A 22541-nucleotide genomic window follows, 5' to 3' on the forward strand; every position below is an offset into this window, starting at 1 on the left:
CTGAGCGGCGATAACAGTCATTATCCCCAATATTCAACTACTGGACGCCAGCGGTATCGGGCTAGCGTCCCTGTGTCGCAGGTATCAGACGTCTCCCAACAGAGGCTCGATAACCTCGGCGACCTTGGGCGAGCCAATCTGCTGTCCCATATTGACCGTGCTGAAGGCGCCTAGCTCCTGAGCCCAGTTCACTTGATCAGGGCCAAACAGGACGATAACCGTGGAGCCCAGCTTGAAACGGCCCATTTCTTCACCTTTTTCCAGATGAATGGGCACACGTGCCGCTTCGTCGTAACGTGTTGTTTTCAACATGCGCTTGGGTGGTGTCACCATACCGGCCCAAACGGTCTCGATACTGGCCACGATCATGGCACCGACCAGAATCATGGCCATCGGACCGCGTTCGGTATCGAAGATGCACACGACACGCTCATTGCGGGCAAACAATTCCGGAACGTTCTCGGCGGTCAGGTGATTGACCGAAAAGATTCGCCCGGGTACATACACCATCTCTTTCAGCGTGCCGGCAATAGGCATGTGTACGCGGTGATAGTCCTTGGGCGATAAGTAGATCGTCGCGAACGATCCACCCATGAACGGTGCAGCCCGTTGGGCATCACCACCTACAAGCTCCAGCAGACTGTAGCTATGCCCCTTGGCCTGGAAAATGCGGCCATGCTCGACCTGACCGATCTGGCTGACTTCGCCGTCGCTCGGGCTGACAATGGCTGTCGGATCTTCCGGTAGCGGACGTGCATCTGGCTTTAAGCTGCGGGTAAAGAATGCATTGAAGTTTTCGTATGCCGTCAGGTCTTCGACCTGAGCCTGGCGCATATCCACGTCGTAGCGACGAGCAAACCATGCCGTCAGGGCATTCTTGAACCAGGGCATCCGGCACTCGGCGAAGCCGCCAATCAACCGTGACAGGAAGTGATGAGGCAGTACGTGCTGGCTAAGAATGAACAGGCGGTCTTTCAAATTCATGGTGTGTCCTTGAGCGGCAATATATGAAGCGTGAACCCGCGGGCGAGGCCAGACAAGGCAAAACAGAAAAGGCCGGGTCAGATTGCCGTGACCCAGTTCTCGTTTCATTGTACAGCTATTCGGCTCGCTGCTGGAAACCTGCTATCAGCGTTCGACCGGTGTATCCGGATGATTTCCCCATTCTCCCCAGGAGCCGGCATAACCCTTGATTCGGGGGTAACCCAGCGCCTTGGCGACCAGATAGGTAAATCCCGAGCGGTGGTGCGTCTGGCAATGGGTAATCACTTCCTTGTCGGGCGTGATCCCCAAGGCATTAAGTGTTTCGGCCATATCGCTGCGGATACGTAGGCTACGTGCCGGGTCCATGCCGGCCGTCCACTCGAAATTGATGGCGCCCGGGATATGCCCGCCCTTGGCTGCTAGGACTTTTTCGCCTCGATATTCCTGTGGCCCGCGTGCATCCCAGATGGCCAGATCTTCCGCACCCAGGCGGCTCTGCAGATACTCACGCGTTGCAGTAGGCTCATCATGCAGCGTGAGGTTGACCGGCGTATCCACCGGCGGTGGCACATCCTGCGTCAATGGCAGGCCCGCTTCGACCCAGGCATGACGGCCGCCGTTAAGGTAATGGTAGCGGTGATGACCGATCACATCCAGCAACCAGATAAAACGTCCTGCCCAGCCACCGCCTTCGTCGTCATACACGACATAAACGGCCTCAGGGCGATGGCCCAGTTCGCTGAACAATATTTCCAGGTCGGCTTTTTCAGGGAGAAGCCCTGGCGCTGGAGGTTTGCCCAGTTGTGTACGTTGGGGCGCAACGAAGTGGGCGCCGGGCACATGCCCCTCGGCATAATGCGCAGCGCTGGATAGATCGACCAGAATCAGCTCCGGCGTGTCGAGGCGGGCGGCAAGGTCGGCAGGCTCGATCACGAGCGGCAGGTCTGTAAAGGACATATCAGGTCATCCGGTCTGAAATCATGGGTTCGATTGTAGCGATCATGTAAGCCGTTGGGCGTAATTCATCACGCCACGCTCAATGCAGGTAACGGTTTTGTTGATAGCCTGCTGGTCACGCTCGGAAAACGGCTCGCCTCCGTTGTCAATGATAGTCAGCATCGAAACGCGACCTTTGCTGCCCATCGAGCGCAGCACCATGTGTGAGTGTGGAAACAGGGCTTGCAGATTACCGGGCAGGTGAGGGCGAAACTGCGCGCTGTTCTCCGGAGTAATACGAAGTTGGGCGGGATCGCTCATCAGCTTGCGCAGCAGGGGATGATTGTTGATAGGCAGCTGAAGCCCCTTGGCTGCTTCGGGCAGGCCATGGATGCCTTGGGCCATGAGCACTGTCTGGTCCGCATCGGGTGTCAGCAGGAGCAGGCGTGGCAGGCCGGTTGCCGCCAAGGCATCCCTGGCGCAGGCTGTCAGTTGAATACCATTGGTAAAGGGGCTGGGCGTCTTTACCAGTTCGGCACAATATCGGCGCCACGCGTCTAGTCCATCGCCTGTCGTTTGGTTATTGGCCGCGGCTGATTGGGTGTCAGGCGCGGCCTTCCTGTTTGACTGCAGGCGTCTTGCATCCCAGGGCCAGATCAGGGCTTCGGCCGGATGCCAAAGGCCTGGAATGAACTGTTGGCGAGCATGCTGCGCGGCGGCCTGATGGGTGACCTGCTGAATATGATCCAGTGACTCATGCATATAGAGGCCGACCAGCCGTTGCCAGCGGAGGATGTGCGGGTTGCTCCAGCTCTGGTGGGCGGCCACGGCCAGGCCATTCGCCAACAAAATTGTGTTGCCGGGCTGGGTGAGCCACCGACGTAGCGGCAAGTCCTCATCCAGGCGCTGTTGCTGCTGAAGAGGATGGGCATCGTTGTGGGCAATGTGCAGCGCCTTGACCAGCCGGCGACGATCTTTCACCAGCAGGCGATATCCGTCTACAACCCAGGCGGGCAGGCTCCAGCGCTCGGCTAGGGTCAGGCACAGGTCCAGAAGGGGTACGCCAAGCAGCTCCTGCTCGACCGTGATGGCCGGCTCGTTGTTGCCCAGTACCCGCTGCTCCCATTCTTCCCAGAGCTCTGGATAAGCCTGAGCCAGTGGCCACACGGGCGCCAGGAACAGAAGCGTAGAGAGACGAACCTCTTGGCGCAGGCGGGCCAGGGTATTGCCGAAGAGGCCATTGGCCTGCGCCATGGCGTGTTCGCTGATCAACAGGAGCTGCGAGAGGGCTGGCGAGTATTTCTCTTTAGCTTCCGACGGAAGTGCCGATAACAGGTACTCAGCGGGACCCAGCCCGAGCCGGCTCAAGGCTACTTCCAGCGAAACCGCAGGATTCTCCCGGCCAAGCTGGCTTCGGTTGGACTCCCTGAGCAGCACCAGCGACAGGATCGGTGACTGAAGCGCCACCTCGGCAATTTCAGGAACGGTCTTGTTGCCATTGGCAAGAGCCCTGCGGACATCTTCCTTGACTTCCTGGGGTACGGATAAACGTACGCTTTCCAGCCTTTTCAGCCAGGCGTCGAGCGTATTTGGACGAGCGGTAGTAATGGACATAGAGAGCTCGCATGAATGGCTTACAGAAATACCTACAGTCTGGCGCAGATTATCCGATAACTAAATCAGCAGCCTCTTTGTGGGCCCTTGTTTAACTAGAAGTGTTTGAAAATCATGGTCAAGATCATCGGCATTATCGTTGTCATCGGTAGCATACTCGCAGGCTTTGTGCTGTCGGGCGGCAGTATCATGGCTCTCGTGCATCCTTACGAAGTGCTGACGATTGGTGGCGCTTCGTTGGGTGCCTTTTTACAGGCCAACTCGGGCAGCACCTTCAAGATCGTGTTTAAGAAGTCTTTGTCCATGTTTGGTCATCGCTTCACTCATGCGTACTACCTGGACGTGCTCAAGCTACTCTACGAAATCCTCAACAAGAGCCGTCGTGAGGGCATGATGTCCATTGAGGGCGATATTGAAGAGCCTAACGAAAGCCCGATCTTCAGCAAATACCCTGCCATCCTCAAAGATGCACGGATGACAGCCTTCATCACTGATTATCTGCGTCTGATGTCGTCTGGCAATATGGCTCCGCACGAGTTGGAAGGGTTATTCGACATGGAGCTGAATAGCACCAAGGCTGACCTTGAGCACCCTTCTCATGCCGTAGCCAAGATCGCCGACGGTATGCCAGCCATGGGTATTGTGGCAGCGGTACTGGGTATCGTAATTACCATGGGCCTGTTGGCCGAAGGGGACACCATCAAGATTGGTGCGAGCGTAGGTACCGCCCTGGTAGGTACTTTCCTGGGTATTCTGGCGTCCTACGGCTTCTTTGCACCCTTGGCGGCCTCGCTCGAGCATGACGCCAAGGAAGAACTGAACGTTCTCGAGTCCATCAAGGCCACCCTGGTTGCTTCCGCATCGGGCATGCCGCCAACCGTGGCTGTCGAGTTCGGTCGTAAAGTCCTGTATCCCGCCCATCGCCCAAGCTTCATCGAGCTTGAGCAAGCAATGCGCGGCGCGTGAGGTTAAGCCGTCATGGATAACAACCAGCCCATTATCATAAAGCGCGTCAAGAAAGTTGAAGGCGGGCACCATGGCGGCGCCTGGAAGATTGCCTTCGCCGACTTCATGACAGCCCTGATGGCGTTCTTCCTGGTGATGTGGCTGTTGATTTCGACCACTCCCGAGCAGCGGATCGCCATTTCAGGCTACTTTCAGGACCCGATCGGGTTTACGGAAAGCGGAAGTCCTTATGTGATCGACCTTGGCGGTACGCCAACACCGTCTCCCAATCAGACGCTGAACCCGACGATGGAAAACGACCCCAAGACGCCGGATTCACCTGATAGCACTGATGAGGAGCAGATCGACCAGACTACCAAGCCGAGTCCGGCTGATGCGGGCGGCATTGATGCTCAGCAGGCCGAGAACATCGCGGAGAAGATCGACAAGGAGCGCCTGCAACTGCTCCTGCAGGAATTGCAGAACAAGATCAACGAGAACCCGGATCTGCAGCGTTTCAAGGATCAGATCCTGCTCGAGATCACTCAGGACGGCCTGCGTATCCAGATCGTCGATGCGGAAAATCGGCCGATGTTCGACTCGGGCAGTGCTGAGCTGAAGATGTACTTCGAGAATATCCTGCTGGCCATGGCGGATACGATCAAGGAAGTTCCAAACAAGATCAGCATCAGCGGTCACACCGATGCCAAGCCGTTCGTAGGGAAGGGATACTACGGCAACTGGGAACTGTCGGCTGCTCGTGCCAATGCGGCCCGTCGAGCGCTGGTGGCAGGTAGTTACCCAGAGAACCAGGTGGCCCGTGTAGTAGGGTATGCCTCGTCGGCACTGTTCGATCGCAAGGACCCGCTCGATCCGGTCAACCGTCGTATCGACATTGTTGTTCTGACCAAGAAGGCTCAGAAGGCCATCGAGGGTGACAATGGCGGCCAAGCCGATACCCCGCCGGCCGCGACTCCGGACCAGGCTCCGGCAGGCAGCGACACGGGTGCCTCGACCGGTAACCCCGGCAGCGTGAAGGCTACGAGCAATCTGGCCAACCCGCTCAAGGGCATCGACCTGAAGAAGGAAATCAACGCCTTCGACGACGGTGCGCTGCAAATGAGCCCGCCGCCTAAGCCCTAGCGGTAAAGAGGGCCTGCCCGGACCTAGTACTCAGGTTCGGGCAGGCTGGCGATAATGTGACGGTAACTGGCCATGCGTTGAGGGTGAATTCGACCCTCTTCCTGCGCCGCCAGAAAAGCACAGCCCGGCTCCCGGTCGTGCTTACAGTCACGGAAGCGGCAATGCCCGATAAGGTCGGCGAACTCAATAAAGCCGGCTTCCACATCCTGACGGCTTACATGACCCAGGCCGAACTCGCGGATACCGGGTGAGTCGATCAGATCGCCGCCGCCCGGGAAGTGGAACAGGCGGGCCGTGGTGGTCGTATGCGTTCCTTTGCCGGTTATCTCGGACAACGCCCCGACACGCGTGTCCACGCCCGGCAACAAGGCGTTTACCAGCGATGATTTGCCTACACCGGACTGCCCTACGAAAACACTGATGTGTCCATCGAGCGTCTCTTTCAGCTTGTCCAGGCTCAGGCCGTTCAACGCCGATACTTCGAGCAAGGGGTAGCCCAGGTTGTTGTAGATGCCCAGCAGGTTATCCATCCGCTCGGCATTACTTTCATCGATCAGATCAGCCTTGTTCAACAGTAGAATAGGCTGAATGCCGGCATGCTCGGCTGCGACCAGATAGCGGTCGATCAGGTTGCTGTGGGGCTCGGGAATCGGCGCAAATACAATGATCAATCGATCGACGTTGGCCGCAACTGGCTTCAGGACCCCCCGCATGTCGGGACGGCACAGCTCCGAAATTCGAGGCAGTTGGGCGACGATAACGCCAATGCCCTGATTACCCGCCCGCCAGACTACCCGGTCTCCCGTCACCAGAGCTGGCAGGTTGGCGCGCAAGTGGCAGCGCTGGAGCTGGCCGTCTTCGCCCTCCACCTCTACCTGTACACCAAAGTGGGCAATGATCCGACCCTTCAACTCCGGGCCCAGGTCGCCACCCTCAAGCTCTTCGATCAACCGGGACTCCCGGCGCTCGGCGCGAGCCGCACGTTCGGTCTGAATCTTTTCAATACGCCAGCTTTGCCGGCGAGTGAGGTGGCGTTTGGCCATTAAGTAGCTCGATAAACCTGAAGTAAAGATAAAGTCTAACAGGCGGTTCGCCTGCCGGGGCAGAGATCGTCCAGCGGTCGGATCTTGGCTAGACTGCACAGCATTATCCGCTGTTATGACTTGGCCATATGCTCGACACCTTACGCCGCCGATATCCCGCTATCCTTGCATTACTGGTGCAGGTGCTTGCACTGCTTGTTACCTGGATTGTTCTACAGGTTGGTCTGGTTACGCTCCATTACCGCGCACCGTTGATCGGTGCGGCGTGCCTGCAAGGGGTCCTGGCCGCAGCGATTGGGCAGTGGATGGGCCTGCACCGCTGGTGGCTCTTCATCAATCTGGCTTTCGTACCAGCCCTGGTTGCCTTCGCCGGTTATGCCATTCCCGGTTGGGTCTTTCTCGCAGGATTTTTCGTTATTCTGCTCTTGAACTGGAACAGCCTGACCGAACGGGTTCCGCTCTATCTGACCGGGCATGAGACACAGCGAAAGCTCAGTGAGCTGATAGCTGAACGATCAGACAAGGTGTCTTTCATCGACCTGGGAAGCGGTCTGGCCGGAACGCTCGTCTATCTGTCGCGTTTACACCCTAAGAGCCATTTTACGGGCGTCGAGACCGCGCCGATGAGTTTTCTGCTCTCCTGGCTGCGCTGCCTACCGCGGCGTAACTGTCGGATTCGTTATCAGAGCCTCTGGAAAGTCGATCTGGCTGAATACGATGTCGTCTACTGTTTTCTCTCGCCCGCCCCAATGCCTGACCTATGGAAAAAAGCGCAGGCCGAAATGCGTCCGGGTGCGCTGTTTGTCAGCAACACGTTCGAGATTCCGGGTGTGCCTCCCCGGCAGGTCATCGAGCTGAATGACTGGCGCCAGTCGAAAATTCTCATCTGGCAACGCTGACGGCGTGGCGCAAGGCCAGCCGAGCTGTATTTATTCCGCTAAACTGCCTGCATTGCTTAAGGAGTATTGCCATGCAGAATGACCAGAACCTGATCTGGATCGACCTCGAAATGACCGGCCTGGATCCGGATAACGATGTGATCATAGAAATGGCCACCATCGTGACGGACAGTGAGCTGAACACCTTGGCCGAAGGTCCGGTCATCGCGATTCATCAGCCGGACGAGATTCTGAACGGCATGGACGAGTGGAACACACGTCAGCACGGCCAGTCAGGCCTGACCCAGCGGGTCCGCGAAAGCACCATCAGCATGGCGGAGGCCGAGCGCCAGACCCTGGCCTTCCTCGAGCAGTGGGTGCCGGCGCGCAAGTCGCCCATTTGCGGAAACAGCATTTGCCAGGACCGCCGCTTTCTTTATCGGCACATGCCGCAGCTGGAAGCCTATTTCCACTATCGCAACCTGGATGTTTCAACCCTGAAAGAGCTGGCGGCGCGATGGGCTCCTCATGTCCGTGATGGCGTAAAGAAGACCGGCAGTCATCTGGCGTTGGACGATATCCGTGACTCCATTGAGGAGCTGCGCTACTACCGCAAGCATTTCATCAAGGTCTAGGCATAGCCGTGACGACCCAGCGCCCACTCCACATGTTCACGTACAAGTGGGGATGGGTGTTGCTGGTGCACCTTCAATGCTTCGACCACCGGAATGCTGGTAGGCGCGTTGCCCAGCGCCACCGCCAGGTTGCGCAGCCAGCGCTCGTAGCCTGCCCGGCGCAAGGGCGAACCCTCCGTACGGCTTAGAAATTCGTCTTCCGTCCAACGAAATAGCGTCACCAGATCACTGTTGTCCAAGTTATGCCGTGGCTGGAAGTCCGGTTGCGCGGTGGGCTTGGCGAATCGGTTCCAGGGGCAGACAATCTGGCAGTCATCGCAGCCAAAGACCCGGTTGCCGATCAACGGGCGCAATTCCTCGGGAATCGAGCCCTTGAACTCGATCGTCAGGTAGGAAATGCAGCGCCGCGCATCCAGTACATAGGGGGCAACAAACGCCTGTGTCGGACAGATATCCATGCAGGCGCTGCACCGGCCACAGTGATTGCTGGGATGAGGCTCATCGATAGGTAAGGGTAGGTCGGTAAAGAGTTCTCCCAGAAAGAAATAACTGCCTGCCTTGCGGTTGAGTACCAGCGTGTTCTTGCCGATCCAGCCCAGGCCGGCCTTTTCCGCCAGCGCCTTCTCAAGCACAGGGGCGCTGTCGACGAATGCACGGTAGCCGAACGGGCCGATCGTGGCTTGAATACGTTCGGCCAGCTGTTGCAGCCGTTTGCGGATCAGTTTGTGATAATCGCGGCCCAGAGCGTAGCGAGAGATATAGGCGTGTGCAGGGTCCGCCAGTCGCTTCGCCATGTCGGTATCACCCGGCAGATAGTCCATGCGAAGCGAAACGATCCGTAGCGTGCCTGGCACCAGTTCGTCCGGGCGCGAACGTTTTTGCCCGTGTGCGGCCATATAGTCCATCTCGCCGTGATAGCCCGCGGCCAGCCAGCGCTCGAGGTACGCTTCGTGGTCGCCCAGCGCTACACCGGTAATGCCGGTCTGCTGAAAGCCCAGCTCGCGACCCCATTCCTTGATGGAGGCTGCTAGCGTATCGAGATCGAGTGCGTAAGAAGACATGACGTGTTTAAGTTACTGACGAGAACCTATTTTGCCAGACCTTGGAGCTTGGTATCGCATGCACGACGAACTGCCGCTTTCCCTCTATAGCGCTGCGCAGGTACGAGCGCTCGACGCGCGTCTGATCGAATCGGGTACTTCCGGTTTCGAACTTATGCACCGTGCCGCGCGAGCCGCCTGGCGGTCCCTGCGTCAACGCTGGCCCGATGCCGGTGCACTGACTGTTTTTGCCGGGGGCGGTAATAATGGCGCAGACGGTTATCTAATCGCCTCGCTTGCTCAGCGGAGTGGCTGGCCGGTAAACGTGTATTACCTGAGCGACCCTGAAAAGCTCGAAGGCGATGCGGCCAAGGCATATATGGAGGCCAAGGGTACCGGTATCAACCCGGAGCCTTGGCGAGCGGGCGTAAAGCTGACAGGCGTTGTAGTGGACGCCATGCTGGGTACCGGCTTTTCCGGCGAGGTACGTGAGCCGTATGCCAAGGCCATCGAGCAGATCAATAGCTGCGACCTTCCGGTCGTGGCCGTCGATATTCCCTCGGGGCTTAACGCTGATACAGGCTTTGTCAGGGATCAAGCCGTCAAAGCCAACCTTACCATTACCTTTATCGGTCTCAAGCTCGGGCTGTTCACAGGCAATGGGCCTGACTACTGCGGCAGTATCGAGTTTGCCGCCCTGGTTGAGGAACCCCAGAACCCTGCCGATGCCATGGCGCAACGGCTGGCGCCCCGTAATCTGCCCAAGCTTAAGCCGCGTAAGCGCAGCTCGCACAAGGGTAACTTTGGCCATGTGTTGGTCATTGGAGGGGATGAGGGCACTGGCGGCGCTGCGCTCATGACCTCCGAGGCAGCGCTCCGCTGCGGCGCCGGCATGATTTCCCTGGCTACGCGACCTTCGAATGTGGCGCCTGTGCTGGCACGTCGACCTGAAGTGATGGTGGCAGGTGTCGAGTCCGCGGGTAAAGTCATTGCCCTTGCAGAAAAAGCCGATGTCCTGGCCGTCGGGCCTGGTCTGGGGCAGGGCGCCTGGAGCCGCAGTGTGATCAGCGTGGCGGCGTCCCGAGAAGTACCTCAGGTATGGGATGCCGATGCGCTCAACCTGCTGGCCAGCCAGGCGGTCACCAAGCCCAGGGGCGAGTGGATCATGACCCCTCACCCAGGTGAGGCTGCGCGCCTGTTGCGCAGCGATATTGCCACGATTCAGAGTCGACGCCCGGCCGCAGCCCGAAAGCTGGCGGAGCACTATGGCGCAGTGGTGTTGCTCAAAGGCCTCGGGACCCTTATTGCTGCACCGGATGGCCGCATGGCGCTTTGTGGGCGTGGTCACCCGGCGATGTCTACTGGTGGCGCAGGCGATGTGCTCACAGGCATTATTGCTGCCTTACTGGCACAACACCTCTCGGTGTTCGATGCTGCCTGCCTGGGCGCCTGGCTACATGGCCGTGCAGGAGAGCTGCTGGGACAGCATGGTCGAGGACTGGCTGCCAGTGATTTACCCGATACCGTTCGTCAGCTTTTAGAGAGTTACAATCCATGTCTGCAGTAACGCCTTCGTCCGAGACGATAACCCTGTTCGCGCCTGACGAGGACGCCATGACAGCCCTGGGCAGCATGATAGCCCAGGCCAGCGGCGGCCGTGGAACGCTTTATCTTCACGGAGACCTCGGAGCCGGCAAGACGACCTTGTCACGCGGCATCGTGCGGGGTCTAGGCCATACAGGTGCGGTCAAGAGCCCTACCTTTACGCTGGTCGAGCCGTACGAGATCGGTGAGATCCGGGTCTACCATTTCGATCTGTATCGTCTGGCTGATCCGGAAGAACTCGAGTTCATGGGAATCCGGGATTACTTCACCGGTGATGCCCTTTGTCTGATCGAATGGCCTGAACGGGGCATGGGGCTTTTGCCAAAGCCGGACCTGGACATTACCATTACGCCGCATGCGGGCGGCCGTAACGTGCAGTTGGTTTTTCAAGGCTCACATGGTGATGCCTGGCGTGCCGCCCTATCCACAGGAGTTTGATGCAAATGGGGTGGGGGAAGCGTGTACGCCTGGGATGGGCAACGTTGGGAGTCATTTTGTGTTGTCTGACCAGCCAGGTGTTGGCGGCGTCAGATATCAAGGATATGCGTGTCTGGCGTGCGCCGGACAATACGCGCCTGGTATTCGATTTGTCAGGGCCGGTCAAAGCCAATGTCTTTACTCTGACGTCGCCCAACCGGATCGTCATTGATGTCAGCGGAGCCAAACTGGCGACCAAGCTCAACGAGGCTCGCCTGAAGGGTACACCGATTACCGGACTGCGCTCGGCCCAACGCTCAGCCGACGAGCTGCGCATGGTGCTTGATGTGTCCCAACAGGTTACGCCCAAGAGCTTTACGCTTGCGCCTAATCAGCAGTACGGAAATCGTCTGGTAGTCGATCTGTTCGATCAGGGCGCGGACCTGTCATCTGATATTCCCGCGACGCCTACGCCGGGTGAGCCATCTGCGCCGGTAACCCCTGCGCAGCCTAAGGTCACCGTGCCGGCTGGTCCCTCTGGCAAGCGCGACATCATTGTAGTGATCGACCCTGGTCATGGCGGTGAAGACCCTGGTGCAATTGCCAAGGGTGGCGGCCTTTATGAAAAGAACATCACGTTGGCCATCGGGCGAAAACTGCAAGCCCAGATCAATAGCATGAAGGGCTTCAAGGCCGAGCTGACCCGTACGGGTGACTATTACATCCCCTTGCGCAAGCGTACCGAGATAGCGCGTAAGAAAGGGGCTGATCTGTTTGTGTCCATTCATGCCGACGCAGCGCCCAACCGAACCGCCTCGGGTGTATCGGTATTTGCGCTTTCTCAGCGGGGCGCCACGTCTGAAACAGCGCGCTGGCTGGCAGACACTGAAAACAGCTCAGACCTTGTAGGCGGGGTGGGCAGTGCTCTGGACAACAAGGATCAGATGCTTGCCGGTGTTTTGCTGGATCTGTCCATGACCTCTACCATGTCCGCAAGTCTGGATGTCGGGCAGAAGGTTCTGGCCAACATCGGGCAACAGACCAAGCTCCTGCATAATCGCGTGGAGCAGGCTGCCTTCGTGGTGTTGAAATCGCCGGATATTCCTTCGATCCTGGTTGAAACCGGGTTCATCTCGAACCCGACCGAGTCCGTCAAGCTTGCAACGGCCTCACATCAGGAATTGCTGGCACGGCAGATCCGCAGCGGTATTTCCACGTACTTCCAGAAGAGTCCGCCGCCAGGTACATACCTGGCCTGGCTGCGTGACCAAAAAGCACAGCAAGTGGCAACCGGCTCGCGCTAAAATAGCGAGATGCCTACGCCATAGCGGTTCGAATCGGCCGGCTGCCACTGCCTCGGGCAGCGCGGCCGGTTTCGTTTTGGAACTGCTTTCCATTCGACTCTCAGACCAGCCTGGCTAATTCCATGACTGAACTTCGTCGTATTCAACTGCTCAGCCCACGTCTGGCTAACCAGATTGCCGCCGGCGAGGTGGTTGAGCGCCCGGCCTCGGTAGCCAAGGAACTGTTGGAAAACAGTCTGGATGCCGGGGCACGCCGTATCGACATTGATGTCGAGCAGGGCGGTGTCAAGCTGCTGCGAATCAGGGACGATGGTAGCGGTATTCCTTCTGTCGACCTGCCTCTGGCGCTGGAGCGCCATGCGACCAGCAAGATCTATAACCTGGATGAACTTGAGCATGTCATCAGCCTGGGCTTTCGAGGAGAAGCGCTTGCCTCGATCAGCTCGGTCTCGCGCCTGACCCTTACATCACGCCACCAGGATGCCGATCAGGCGTGGCAGGTCGAGACCGAAGGGCGAGAAATGCACTCATCAGTCAAACCGGCCGCGCATCCGCAAGGCACCACGGTCGAAGTGCGCGACCTTTTCTTCAATACACCGGCGCGTCGTAAATTCCTGCGTTCGGAAAAAACTGAATTCGATCATCTGCAGGAAGTTATCAAGCGCCTGGCCCTGGCCCGCTTTGACGTGGGGTTCAATCTTCGCCACAACGGCAAGAGCATTCTAGCCCTGCGTGAGGCTACGGATGATCTTACTCAGGCCCGCCGTGTCGCGGCGGTCTGTGGACCGAATTTTCTGGAGCAGGCCCTGCCTATTCAGAATGAGCGCGGCGAGCTGCGCCTGTGGGGATGGGTTGGTATGCCGACCTTCTCTCGCAGCCAGGCGGACCTGCAGTACTTCTATGTGAATGGTCGCATGGTGCGCGACAAGCTGGTTGCGCATGCTATCCGTCAGGCCTATCGCGATGTCCTCTATAACGGGCGGCACCCTGCATTCGTGTTGTTTCTCGAACTCGACCCAGGCGTGGTGGATGTGAACGTACATCCCACCAAGCATGAAGTTCGGTTCCGGGATACGCGGATGGTGCATGATTTCCTTTACGGCACCTTGCACCGTGCGCTGGCCGATGTGCGTCCGGACGATCAGGTGACGGCACCGGCATCGGCTGTTACCGTGCCGCCTCGCACCACAGGCTCCGCTGCAGGAGAATTTGGTCCCCAAGGTGAAATGAGTCTGGCGGCGCATGCACTGGAAAGTAGCCAGCCTGCGCCTGCATCGTATCGCATCGAACCGGCCATGCCGGAAACATCGCCACGGCCAGTTGCTGGCGGTGGTTCTGGTGGAAGCTACGGCGGCTCCGGCAGCTATTCGGCCAAGCCGGCATACCCTACCCAGAGTGTGGCCGAGCTGCAGGGAGCCTACCAGACCTTTTTTGCTCCGTTGCCTTCTGCGGCCAGTAGTACAGGAGCTATGCCGGCTGCCTTGCCGGAAAGCCAGGGGGATATTCCTCCGTTGGGCTATGCCCTGGCTCAGCTCAAGGGCATTTATATCCTGGCGGAAAACGCTCACGGTCTAGTGCTGGTCGACATGCACGCTGCTCATGAGCGTATTACCTATGAGCGTCTGAAGGTTGCCATGGCCAGTGAAGGCTTGCGTGGGCAGCCACTTCTGGTGCCTGAGTCATTGGCGGTCAGCGAGCGAGAGGCCGATTGTGCAGAAGAACATGCCCAATGGTTTTCCAGGCTGGGCTTTGAGCTGCAGCGGCTGGGACCGGAAACCCTTGCCATCCGGCAGATACCTGCGCTGCTAAAACAGGCCGAAGCAGGTGATCTGGTTCGAGATGTTCTAACAGATCTTCTGGAGTACGGCACGAGTGATCGTATCCAGGCGCATATCAACGAACTGCTGGGCACCATGGCCTGTCACGGCTCCGTCAGAGCCAACCGGCGTTTGACAGTGCCTGAAATGAACGCTTTGCTACGGGATATGGAGATCACCGAGCGAAGCGGCCAATGCAATCATGGTCGACCCACATGGACGCAGATGGGCCTTGATGATCTCGATAAATTATTCCTGCGTGGCAGGTAATCGACGTTGCATGACGCGGCGTCGACTTTCATGAGAGTTTCCATGTCTTTTCCACCTGCCATTTTTCTGATGGGCCCTACAGCCTCCGGCAAGACCGATCTAGCCCTTGAGCTTGCCAAGGTTCTGCCATGCGACTTGATCAGTGTCGACTCGGCGCTGGTGTATCGTGAGATGGATATCGGTACGGCCAAGCCCTCGAAAGCACTTCTGGAGGCTTTTCCCCATCGTCTGATCGACATCCGCGAGCCCAGCGAGACCTATTCGGCAGCTGATTTCTGTGCCGATGCCCGTCAGGCAATGGCAGACATCACGGCGGCAGGGCGTATTCCTCTGCTGGTAGGCGGCACCATGCTGTATTTCAAGGCGCTCCTTGAGGGGTTAGCGGACATGCCCAGCGCCGATCCAACCATTCGTGCCGAAATCGAAGCCGTTGCGGCAGAGCAGGGGTGGGGTGAGGTTCATCGGCAACTGGCAGAGGTCGATCCTGAGTCAGCGGCGCGCATCCATCCCAATGACCCCCAGCGCCTGACCCGTGCACTGGAAGTCCATCGCGTCAGTGGAATGACGATGACCGAGCATCGGGAGCGTCAAAGACAAGGAAATGCAGATTCCGACGCGCCGTTTGTCGCACATTTCCCGTATACTGCCGTTCATCTGGCTATTGCTCCTCAAGAGCGTGCGCTATTGCATGCGCGAATAGCCCAGCGTTTCCGCCACATGCTGGAACAGGGCTTTGTCGATGAGGTCTCACGTCTACGGGCGCGAGGTGATTTGCAGCCTGAACTACCCTCCATGCGTGCCGTAGGCTACCGTCAAGTATGGGAGTATCTGGACGGCGGAATGAGTTACGACGAAATGACAGAGCGCGGCATTATCGCTACGCGTCAGCTGGCTAAACGGCAGCTTACCTGGCTACGCAGCTGGGGCCAGCTACAGTGGTTGGACAGTATGGCCCGTGACAATGTGTCGCGTGTCTTGAAAAGCCTTAAGGCGGTCTCCATATGCAGTTGAGTCTCAAGAAGAACCACGCCGGTGATGGCGAACCTTCTGACCTTGCAACAAACGAATCTTTTACCTTTGAGGAGAGCGGCACAATGTCAAAAGGGCATTCGCTACAAGACCCTTACCTGAATACTTTGCGTAAGGAACGCGTTCCAGTTTCCATTTACCTGGTCAATGGCATCAAGTTGCAAGGTCAGATCGAGTCCTTTGATCAGTTCGTCATCCTGCTGAAAAACACTGTCAGCCAGATGGTTTACAAGCACGCAATCTCAACGGTAGTTCCTAGTCGTCCTGTTCGTCTGCCTAGCAGTGATCAGCCGGCTGAACCCGGTAACATGTAAATAGGAGTCGCCTTTGTTCTTTGAACGCCCGGGTGGTGGTGAACGGGCCATTCTGGTCCATCTCGAAGGCCAAGATCCTGAATCCCGCGAGGATCCTCAGGAGTTCCAAGAACTTGCGCGCTCTGCTGGCGCTGACACGGTGGCGATGGTTACCGTGTCGCGACACCAGCCTTCTGCACGTTTTCTCATCGGTACCGGCAAGGTCGATGAACTCCATGACCTGGTGAAGGCCGATGAAGCCGAACTGGTCATTTTCAACCATACCCTTACGCCCAGTCAGGAGCGCAACCTCGAGCGCGCCCTGGAGTGCCGGGTGCTTGATCGTACCGGGTTGATTCTCGATATCTTTGCCCAGCGAGCCCGAACTCACGAGGGTAAGCTTCAAGTGGAGCTGGCCCAGCTCGAGCACATGAGTACTCGTCTGGTACGTGGCTGGACCCACCTTGAGCGACAAAAAGGTGGTATCGGTCTTCGAGGGCCGGGCGAAACACAGCTCGAGACGGACCGTCGCCTGTTGCGTGTTCGTATCCGTCAGATCAAACAGCGCCTTGAAAAGGTACGCAGTCAACGTGAGCAGGCCCGAAGAGGGCGGCGACGTGCCGAAGTTCCAGCGGTATCGCTTGTTGGCTATACCAACGCTGGCAAGTCTACGCTATTCAACACCCTGACCTCTTCCGAGGTCTATGCAGCGAATCAGTTGTTCGCGACGCTGGATCCTACATTGCGTCGTCTAGACCTGGCTGACCTGGGACCAGTGGTACTGGCTGATACCGTGGGTTTCATCCGACATCTGCCACACAAGCTGGTTGAGGCGTTTCGCGCCACGCTGGAAGAATCAAGCAACGCGGATCTGCTACTGCATGTGATCGACTCTCACGAAGAGGATCGCATGCTGCAAATCGAGCAGGTGAACGTCGTGCTGGAAGAGATCGGTGCTAACGAGATTCCCATGCTGGAGGTCTATAACAAGATCGACCTGCTTGAGAATGTCGAGCCGCACATCCAGCGCGACGAGGAAACTGGTCGTCCGATCAGAGTTTGGGCTTCTGCTCGGGAAAACCGGGGCTTGGAACTGATTCGTCAAGCTGTGGCCGAATTGTTGGGCGACGACCTGTTCGTAGGTAAATTGCGGCTGCCTCAGGCTATGGGACGTCTGCGTGCGCTATTGTTCAGTCAAGGTGCTGTACAGGAAGAATCGCATGACGAAGAAGGGTATACGGTGTTGTCAGTACGTTTGCCTCGTGCAGAACTTAATCGTCTCGTCAGTCGTGAAGGTTTCAAGCCGGATGACTTCGTGGCGCAACATACTTTGCAATAAAGCCTTTATCGACGTTTTTGGTCCGGGTGCCCGGCATCCGGTAGCATTGGTCGGCGCGCCAACCGGCGCGTTTTCGCTTTAGTCAGTAGGGAGAGCGCTATGGCTTGGAACGAGCCGGGTGGCAACTCAAATAATCAAGACCCCTGGGGCGATCGCCGTGGCGGTGGTAATGGTAATGGTGGCGGCCGTCAAGGTCCACCGGACTTGGATGAAGCGCTTCGTAAGCTGCAGAACAAGCTGAATCGCTTGTTTGGCGGTAAAAAGCGCCCGGATTCCAGCGGAGGTAACCGTCAGGCGGGCAGCAGTGCGGGTCTGATTTTAATTGGCTTGGCCTTGCTGTTTGGCTTGTGGCTATACAACGCTATTTATGTCGTTGACGAGCAGGAGCAAGCAGTTGTGCTGCGCTTCGGCAAGTATTACGAAACGGTAGGTCCTGGCCTGAATATTTATTTCCCCCCAATGGATCGCAAGTTCCAGGAAAACGTGACGCGTGAGCGTGCGTATAGCAAGCAGGGGCAAATGCTGACTCAGGACGAGAATATCGTCGAGGTACCGCTGACTGTTCAGTACAAGATTACCGATTTGGAGTCTTTTGTATTAAACGTGGATCAGCCGGAACTCAGTCTTCAGCATGCTACTGATAGTGCTCTGCGTCATGTGGCTGGCTCTTCGACCATGGATCAGCTGCTGACATCTGGCCGTGAGCAGGTCGCAGGTGAGGTGCGTGAGCGCTTACAGCGTTTCCTGGATACCTACAAAACAGGTATTACAGTAACTCAGGTAAACATCCAGAGTGCTGCTGCACCTCGCGAGGTGCAGGAAGCATTTGATGATGTTATTCGTGCACGTGAAGACGAGCAGCGTGAGCGTAACCAAGCCGAAGCTTATGCTAACGGCGTGATTCCCGAGGCGCGTGGTCAGGCTCAGCGTTTGATTGAAGATGCCAATGGTTACCGTGAGGAGGTCATTGCACGCGCTCAGGGTGAAGCGGATCGCTTTAATAACTTGGTAGCCGAGTATGAGAAAGCACCTCAGGTAACGCGCGAGCGTCTGTATCTTGAGGCTATGCAAGATATGCTTAGCCAATCGAGCAAGGTTCTGATTACAGCACAGGGCGGTCAGAATAATATGCTCTATCTGCCGCTAGATAAGATGGTGCAAAACCGTCCTGCCGAATCGAGTGATTCATCGACCTCGCCTTCTTCAGGCAATAACAGCTCGAATAATCCTTCGCCATCGGTAAGGGCTTTGCCGCAGCTGCCTGAAGTACGGACAAGGGAGAGCCGCTGATGAGTAACAAGTCTATCGCCGCTCTGGTTGTAGTGGTCATTCTAGGACTATTTGCCTGGAGCAGCCTGTTTATCGTTCAGCAGACCGAACGTGCAGTTATGTTGCAGTTTGGTCGTGTAGTAGATGCTGACCTTAAGCCTGGTTTGCACTTCAAGCTGCCCTTTGTAAATAAGGTGCGTAAGTTCGATGCCCGTCTTATGACGCTAGACTCTCCAACACAGCGGTTTTTGACCTTGGAAAAGAAAGCTGTGATGGTTGATGCCTATGCCAAATGGCGTGTCTTTAATGCTGAACGTTTCTATACGGCAACCTCAGGTATGAAGCAGATTGCCGATGAGCGTCTGATGCGTCGTTTAGAAGCCGGACTGCGTGATCAGTTTGGTAAGCGCACTTTGCATGAAGTGGTTTCTGGCGAGCGTGATGCCATGGTGGCCGAGTTAACAGGTTCACTTAACAAAATGGCTAATGCAGAGCTAGGCATCGAGGTGTTAGATGTTCGAGTCAAGGCTATTGATCTGCCGAAAGAGGTGAGCCGTAGCGTCTATGAGCGTATGGGCACTGAGCGTGAGCGTGAAGCACGTGAGCACCGTGCCAAGGGACGTGAGCTGGCTGAAGGTATTCGTGCAGATGCAGATCGTCAGCGTCGCGTCATTCTGGCGGAAGCCTATCGCGAGGCAGAAGAAACACGAGGCGATGGTGATGCTCGTGCTGCTGCGATCTATGCCCAGGCTTATACAAAAAACCCTGAGTTCTACTCTTTTACGCGTAGCTTGCAGGCTTATCGCAACAGTTTCTCTAATAAGAGCGACATCTTAGTGATGGATCCGAAGAACGAGTTCTTCAAATACTTGGGTGATCCAACCCCGTAAAAAGGTTGGCGGGCGCTCGTCGCCCGCCGGTGACCTTTTTGTATTTCGTGGTATCATGAGTCAGCCGGGAACATCCCGGCTTTTTTGCGTCTGCATGAACCATTGCATGGCGGCGAGGTTGTATCACGGGGATGGCTTAGGCGATCTACCGTCGCTGCGCGCTTTGCTCGCTACTGTACCGTGCTCTGTGCGGCAGGTTTTGCCTGCGCGTGCATAAGGTCTTCATGACAGGCTGCTGCTCGCATGATGGAGAAAGGCTAAATGGCAACGGTAGACCGCTGGCTGCTGCCTGACGGAATTGAAGAAATCCTGCCTCCCGAGGCTGCCAGCATCGAGATCGCGCGTCGACGGGTGTTGGAGTTGTTTCAACAGTGGGGATACGAATTTGTCGTAACGCCCCATGTCGAGTTTCTGGAGTCGTTGCTGACGGCGGCGGGCCAGGATCTGGAGCTGCGCACCTTCAAGGTAACCGATCCGCTGTCGGGGCGCCTGATGGGATTCCGCGCCGATATCACACCCCAGGTCGCTCGAATGGATGCCCATGCGTTGCATAGGGAAGGCCCGAGTCGCCTGTGCTATGCCGGCAGTGTCCTGCATTCCCGTCCGCGTGCGCTGTCTACGTCGCGCAGTCCGATTCAGGTCGGGGCTGAGTTATATGGTGCCAAGGACACGGCCGGTGATCTTGAAATCATCAGCCTGATGCTGGGTGTGCTTGAACTGGCTCAAATCCCAGATGTGCACATGGACCTTGGACATGTCGGAATCTATCGTGGTTTGTGCGAAGCGGCGGGCCTATCCGGCGCAGCAGAAGAGGCGCTTTTCGATGCGCTGCAGCGCAAGGCGGTAGATGAAGTTATTACCCTGACCCAAGAGCTTCCTGCGCCTTATGGCGACATGTTGCGTAGCCTGGTTGAGCTGTGCGGTGGGCGTCAGGCCCTGGAGGCTGCGCGTCAGCGCCTGGCGGAAGCGCCGCCTGCCGTTGTCTCTGCCCTGGAGGCGCTGTGCTCTCTTGCTGATACGTTAGCTCAACGGTTTCCAGATGTTCCGCTGTATTTTGATCTGGGCGAGCTGCGTGGGTATCACTATCACACCGGCGTTGTTTTCGCGGCGTTTGTCCCAGGTAGCGGTCAAGCTATTGCTCAAGGGGGGCGCTACGACAATATCGGCGCGAATTTTGGCCGGGCACGCCCGGCAACAGGCTTTTCTACCGATCTGAAAACATTGGTTATGCTGGGTCAGGCGGAAATGACCGAGCCGCTAACAGGTATCTGGGCACCTCATGGCGAGGATGCTCAGCTATGGAATGCGATTCGCCAGTTACGTTTAGGCGGTGAGCGCGTGGTGCAGGCGTTGCCTGGCCAGGCGGATTCGGATGCGCGCGAGTCGGGCTGTGACCGACAGCTGACGTGGCAGGATGGAAGTTGGCAGGTGGCGCCCCTGGCGTCGTGAGAGTTCGCCGGGTTAGCCGGCTCCAGAGATTCCTATAGGGGAAAGGTTATGGGTAAGAATGTCGTCGTCCTGGGCACCCAATGGGGTGATGAGGGCAAAGGCAAAATTGTCGATCTGTTGACTGATCAGGCGGCAGCGGTTGTTCGTTACCAAGGTGGCCACAACGCTGGGCATACATTGGTTATCGATGGTGAAAAAACCATTCTGCGGTTGATTCCGTCCGGTATTTTGCGTGCCGACACACAGTGCCTGATCGGTAACGGCGTGGTGCTGGCGCCGGACGCCTTGTTCAAGGAAGTTGCCGAGCTTGAGGCGAGAGGCGTTCCGGTTCGTGAGCGACTGCGTATCAGTTCGGCCTGCCAATTGATTCTGCCTTATCACGTGGCGCTTGATCAGGCGCGCGAAAAGGCCCGAGGTGATGCCAAGATCGGAACGACCGGTCGTGGAATCGGCCCGGCTTATGAAGACAAGATTGCCCGTCGCGGCCTGCGCGTAGGTGATCTGTTCCATCCTGAGCGCTTCGCTCAAAAGCTGCGTGAAGTGCTGGAGTATCATAACTTTGTGCTGCAGAACTTCTTCAACGAGCAGCCTGTTGATTTCCAGAAGACCTATGATGATGCGATGGAGCACGCCAAGGTACTCGAGCCGCTGATGCTGGATGTAGTGTCGCGTTTGCACGAGCTGCGTAGAGCCGGCGAGAACATCATGTTCGAAGGGGCTCAGGGTACGCTGCTGGATATCGATCACGGTACTTATCCATTTGTTACCAGTTCTAACACCACGGCAGGCGGTGTAGCGACGGGTTCTGGCGTAGGGCCTTTGTACCTGGATTACATCCTTGGAATCACCAAGGCCTATACCACGCGTGTAGGTTCCGGTCCGTTCCCAACGGAACTGTTTGACGAGACTGGCGCTTATCTGGCCAAGAAAGGTCATGAGTTTGGTTCGGTAACAGGTCGTCCGCGTCGTTGTGGTTGGTTCGATGCAGTCATCCTGCGTCGCTCTATCGAGGTAAACAGCATTTCTGGTCTATGCCTGACCAAGCTGGACGTTCTCGATGGTCTGGAAACCGTGCGTATCTGTGTAGGTTATCGTAATGCCGAAGGTGAGCTGACCGAAGCGCCGACCGATGCTGACAGCTATATCGGTTTGGAGCCTATCTATGAGGAAATGCCAGGCTGGTCCGAGTCTACCGTAGGTGCTCGCAGCATGGATGAGCTGCCTGCAAATGCGCGTGCTTATATTGCGCGTATTCAAGAGCTGGTTGGCGCGCCTATCGATATTATCTCGACAGGCCCTGACCGCAACGAAACGATTACGCTTCGTCATCCGTTTGCCTGATCTGATCGGGTAGATAGAAGGGAGGGTCGCTTAGGCGGCCCTTTTTATAGGCGCCAGTAAAAGCAACTGAGAAGGGGGGATTAAAAAGCATAACCCCAGAAACGACAAAACCGAGCTATTTAGCTCGGTTGTCTGTAAAGTGGTGCCCAGGAGAAGACTCGAACTTCCACGGTGTTGCCACCGCTAGGACCTGAACCTAGTGCGTCTACCAATTCCGCCACCTGGGCACTCTGCGATATGCGATGATCTCATCGTATTTCGCGTTAGCAACGTTGTTGCCGTTGCTGTGGCGCGAACTAT

General features: G+C 57.1%; 20 protein-coding genes and 1 tRNA gene. 15 read left to right on the forward strand and 6 right to left on the reverse strand.

The window, feature by feature from the left end; all coding sequences use genetic code 11:
- Positions 1 to 84: 84 nt before the first annotated feature.
- From asd to PLU01S_RS04830, 3 genes are all read right to left on the reverse strand, one after another.
- Positions 85 to 978 carry an archaetidylserine decarboxylase gene (gene asd, locus PLU01S_RS04820; RefSeq protein WP_074823523.1) on the reverse strand — a complete coding sequence of 298 codons (894 nt, stop codon included), beginning with the start codon at positions 976 to 978 and terminating at the stop codon, positions 85 to 87.
- A gap of 150 nt (positions 979 to 1128) precedes the next feature.
- Positions 1129 to 1941 carry a thiosulfate sulfurtransferase gene (rhdA, locus tag PLU01S_RS04825; protein ID WP_074823352.1) on the reverse strand — a complete coding sequence of 271 codons (813 nt, stop codon included), beginning with the start codon at positions 1939 to 1941 and terminating at the stop codon, positions 1129 to 1131.
- A 42-nt stretch (positions 1942 to 1983) separates the two neighbouring features.
- On the reverse strand, positions 1984 to 3534 hold the full coding sequence (locus PLU01S_RS04830; protein ID WP_074823350.1) for an HDOD domain-containing protein: 1551 nt from the start codon (positions 3532 to 3534) through the stop codon (positions 1984 to 1986).
- A gap of 114 nt (positions 3535 to 3648) precedes the next feature.
- Here PLU01S_RS04830 and motA point away from each other — a divergent pair, with 114 nt between their 5' ends.
- Together motA and motB are read left to right on the forward strand one after the other, a co-directional pair.
- Positions 3649 to 4500, forward strand: a complete 852-nt coding sequence (gene motA / locus PLU01S_RS04835) for a flagellar motor stator protein MotA (protein ID WP_010796910.1) — start codon at positions 3649 to 3651, stop codon at positions 4498 to 4500.
- Between the two features lie 12 nt (positions 4501 to 4512).
- A complete protein-coding gene (motB, locus tag PLU01S_RS04840) occupies positions 4513 to 5622 on the forward strand; it encodes a flagellar motor protein MotB (protein ID WP_074823347.1) in 1110 nt (369 codons plus the stop codon).
- Positions 5623 to 5645: 23 nt separating this feature from the next.
- On the opposite strand, the gene rsgA is transcribed toward motB, so the two are convergent.
- Positions 5646 to 6665 carry a small ribosomal subunit biogenesis GTPase RsgA gene (gene rsgA, locus PLU01S_RS04845; protein WP_074823344.1) on the reverse strand — a complete coding sequence of 340 codons (1020 nt, stop codon included), beginning with the start codon at positions 6663 to 6665 and terminating at the stop codon, positions 5646 to 5648.
- A gap of 128 nt (positions 6666 to 6793) precedes the next feature.
- Between rsgA and PLU01S_RS04850 the strand changes: the two genes are divergently transcribed.
- The gene (locus PLU01S_RS04850; RefSeq protein ID WP_074823342.1) at positions 6794 to 7564 is read left to right on the forward strand and encodes a trans-aconitate methyltransferase; all 771 of its coding nucleotides are present in this window, start codon (positions 6794 to 6796) and stop codon (positions 7562 to 7564) included.
- A 71-nt stretch (positions 7565 to 7635) separates the two neighbouring features.
- Positions 7636 to 8178, forward strand: coding sequence for an oligoribonuclease (orn, locus tag PLU01S_RS04855; protein WP_010796914.1), 543 nt, complete (start codon positions 7636 to 7638; stop codon positions 8176 to 8178).
- On the opposite strand, the gene queG is transcribed toward orn, so the two are convergent.
- A complete protein-coding gene (queG, locus tag PLU01S_RS04860; protein WP_074823339.1) occupies positions 8175 to 9239 on the reverse strand; it encodes a tRNA epoxyqueuosine(34) reductase QueG in 1065 nt (354 codons plus the stop codon). The genes orn and queG overlap by 4 nt on opposite strands.
- Before the next feature lie 58 nt (positions 9240 to 9297).
- Between queG and PLU01S_RS04865 the strand changes: the two genes are divergently transcribed.
- The 11 genes from PLU01S_RS04865 to PLU01S_RS04915 all read left to right on the forward strand — a co-directional run bounded on the left by PLU01S_RS04865 (position 9298) and on the right by PLU01S_RS04915 (position 22241).
- The gene (locus tag PLU01S_RS04865) at positions 9298 to 10785 is read left to right on the forward strand and encodes a bifunctional ADP-dependent NAD(P)H-hydrate dehydratase/NAD(P)H-hydrate epimerase (protein WP_074823336.1); all 1488 of its coding nucleotides are present in this window, start codon (positions 9298 to 9300) and stop codon (positions 10783 to 10785) included.
- Entirely contained in the window at positions 10773 to 11261 is a 489-nt protein-coding gene (gene tsaE, locus PLU01S_RS04870) for a tRNA (adenosine(37)-N6)-threonylcarbamoyltransferase complex ATPase subunit type 1 TsaE (RefSeq protein WP_010796917.1), read from the forward strand. Before PLU01S_RS04865 ends, tsaE begins: the two co-directional genes overlap by 13 nt.
- Before the next feature lie 5 nt (positions 11262 to 11266).
- Positions 11267 to 12544, forward strand: coding sequence for an N-acetylmuramoyl-L-alanine amidase (locus PLU01S_RS04875; RefSeq protein WP_083397844.1), 1278 nt, complete (start codon positions 11267 to 11269; stop codon positions 12542 to 12544).
- A 122-nt stretch (positions 12545 to 12666) separates the two neighbouring features.
- A complete protein-coding gene (mutL, locus tag PLU01S_RS04880) occupies positions 12667 to 14631 on the forward strand; it encodes a DNA mismatch repair endonuclease MutL (protein ID WP_074823332.1) in 1965 nt (654 codons plus the stop codon).
- A gap of 42 nt (positions 14632 to 14673) precedes the next feature.
- A complete protein-coding gene (gene miaA, locus PLU01S_RS04885; RefSeq protein ID WP_074823329.1) occupies positions 14674 to 15642 on the forward strand; it encodes a tRNA (adenosine(37)-N6)-dimethylallyltransferase MiaA in 969 nt (322 codons plus the stop codon).
- A gap of 83 nt (positions 15643 to 15725) precedes the next feature.
- Positions 15726 to 15974 carry an RNA chaperone Hfq gene (gene hfq, locus PLU01S_RS04890; protein ID WP_026003896.1) on the forward strand — a complete coding sequence of 83 codons (249 nt, stop codon included), beginning with the start codon at positions 15726 to 15728 and terminating at the stop codon, positions 15972 to 15974.
- A 13-nt stretch (positions 15975 to 15987) separates the two neighbouring features.
- A complete protein-coding gene (gene hflX, locus PLU01S_RS04895; RefSeq protein WP_074823327.1) occupies positions 15988 to 17292 on the forward strand; it encodes a ribosome rescue GTPase HflX in 1305 nt (434 codons plus the stop codon).
- A 99-nt stretch (positions 17293 to 17391) separates the two neighbouring features.
- Positions 17392 to 18582 carry an FtsH protease activity modulator HflK gene (gene hflK, locus PLU01S_RS04900; protein WP_010796923.1) on the forward strand — a complete coding sequence of 397 codons (1191 nt, stop codon included), beginning with the start codon at positions 17392 to 17394 and terminating at the stop codon, positions 18580 to 18582.
- Complete coding sequence (gene hflC / locus PLU01S_RS04905; RefSeq protein WP_010796924.1) at positions 18582 to 19451, forward strand: protease modulator HflC; 870 nt, start codon at positions 18582 to 18584, stop codon at positions 19449 to 19451. The genes hflK and hflC overlap by 1 nt, the downstream gene beginning before the upstream one ends.
- A 261-nt stretch (positions 19452 to 19712) precedes the next feature.
- A complete protein-coding gene (locus PLU01S_RS04910) occupies positions 19713 to 20900 on the forward strand; it encodes an ATP phosphoribosyltransferase regulatory subunit (protein WP_074823324.1) in 1188 nt (395 codons plus the stop codon).
- Positions 20901 to 20948: 48 nt separating this feature from the next.
- Positions 20949 to 22241 (forward strand): adenylosuccinate synthase, encoded by a 1293-nt coding sequence (locus PLU01S_RS04915; protein ID WP_074823321.1) that lies wholly within the window; start codon positions 20949 to 20951, stop codon positions 22239 to 22241.
- Positions 22242 to 22381: 140 nt separating this feature from the next.
- On the opposite strand, the gene PLU01S_RS04920 is transcribed toward PLU01S_RS04915, so the two are convergent.
- Positions 22382 to 22468, reverse strand: a tRNA-Leu gene (locus PLU01S_RS04920).
- Positions 22469 to 22541 lie beyond the last annotated feature (73 nt).

The sequence above is a fragment of the Pseudomonas luteola NBRC 103146 genome (assembly GCF_002091675.1).
Lineage (GTDB): Bacteria > Pseudomonadota > Gammaproteobacteria > Pseudomonadales > Pseudomonadaceae > Chryseomonas > Chryseomonas luteola.

Coding starts and splice junctions, on each gene's coding strand:
- mutL (WP_074823332.1), top strand. CDS start 12,667: ATGACTGAACTTCGTCGTATTCAACTGCTCAGCCCACGTCTGGCTAAC.
- PLU01S_RS04875 (WP_083397844.1), top strand. CDS start 11,267: ATGGGGTGGGGGAAGCGTGTACGCCTGGGATGGGCAACGTTGGGAGTC.
- PLU01S_RS04850 (WP_074823342.1), top strand. CDS start 6,794: ATGCTCGACACCTTACGCCGCCGATATCCCGCTATCCTTGCATTACTG.
- tsaE (WP_010796917.1), top strand. CDS start 10,773: ATGTCTGCAGTAACGCCTTCGTCCGAGACGATAACCCTGTTCGCGCCT.
- hflC (WP_010796924.1), top strand. CDS start 18,582: ATGAGTAACAAGTCTATCGCCGCTCTGGTTGTAGTGGTCATTCTAGGA.
- PLU01S_RS04865 (WP_074823336.1), top strand. CDS start 9,298: ATGCACGACGAACTGCCGCTTTCCCTCTATAGCGCTGCGCAGGTACGA.
- miaA (WP_074823329.1), top strand. CDS start 14,674: ATGTCTTTTCCACCTGCCATTTTTCTGATGGGCCCTACAGCCTCCGGC.
- PLU01S_RS04915 (WP_074823321.1), top strand. CDS start 20,949: ATGGGTAAGAATGTCGTCGTCCTGGGCACCCAATGGGGTGATGAGGGC.
- rsgA (WP_074823344.1), bottom strand. CDS start 6,665: ATGGCCAAACGCCACCTCACTCGCCGGCAAAGCTGGCGTATTGAAAAG.
- PLU01S_RS04910 (WP_074823324.1), top strand. CDS start 19,713: ATGGCAACGGTAGACCGCTGGCTGCTGCCTGACGGAATTGAAGAAATC.
- PLU01S_RS04830 (WP_074823350.1), bottom strand. CDS start 3,534: ATGTCCATTACTACCGCTCGTCCAAATACGCTCGACGCCTGGCTGAAA.
- rhdA (WP_074823352.1), bottom strand. CDS start 1,941: ATGTCCTTTACAGACCTGCCGCTCGTGATCGAGCCTGCCGACCTTGCC.
- hfq (WP_026003896.1), top strand. CDS start 15,726: ATGTCAAAAGGGCATTCGCTACAAGACCCTTACCTGAATACTTTGCGT.
- queG (WP_074823339.1), bottom strand. CDS start 9,239: ATGTCTTCTTACGCACTCGATCTCGATACGCTAGCAGCCTCCATCAAG.
- motA (WP_010796910.1), top strand. CDS start 3,649: ATGGTCAAGATCATCGGCATTATCGTTGTCATCGGTAGCATACTCGCA.
- orn (WP_010796914.1), top strand. CDS start 7,636: ATGCAGAATGACCAGAACCTGATCTGGATCGACCTCGAAATGACCGGC.
- hflK (WP_010796923.1), top strand. CDS start 17,392: ATGGCTTGGAACGAGCCGGGTGGCAACTCAAATAATCAAGACCCCTGG.
- motB (WP_074823347.1), top strand. CDS start 4,513: ATGGATAACAACCAGCCCATTATCATAAAGCGCGTCAAGAAAGTTGAA.